This window comes from Prescottella defluvii, from assembly GCF_000738775.1.
Taxonomy (GTDB): Bacteria; Actinomycetota; Actinomycetes; order Mycobacteriales; family Mycobacteriaceae; genus Prescottella; species Prescottella defluvii.
Window position 1 is genome coordinate 1 of record NZ_JPOC01000204.1, and the last position, 388, is coordinate 388.

Annotated in this window: 1 pseudogene; it reads left to right on the forward strand. The window is 68.6% G+C overall.

The window, feature by feature from the left end:
* Nucleotides 1-388: pseudogene (locus tag IJ15_RS0124485) on the forward strand (hypothetical protein); the annotation flags it as partial.

Genomic DNA, 388 nt, shown 5'->3' on the forward strand with positions numbered 1-388 from the left:
CTACGCCCCCAACACCTACAACGCACCCGCCAACTACTACGTGGCGCCCGTCCAGTTCGAGGAACTGCACCTGCCGACGTACGTCGAGCCGACAGCGCCGATCATCGCGCCGAGGGAAACCCTGCGTGTCGGCACATACCATGCGCCGCAGCCCAACTGGATCACCGATGCGGACCTCGCCCGCACCAACAACACGTCCGCCGTCATCGAGGCCGAGGTGTCGACGTTCTGGCGTTCGCTGGGCGTCGAGACCACCCGCGCGAACCGGCTCGCGGCGGCACAGTTCGGCATGGGTGCCGTCGGTGCCGTCACCACGGCCGTCGCATGGGGTGTTCCGGCCGCGCTGGCCGGCGGCACCTACGGCGGGACATCACCGCCTTCAATCCTC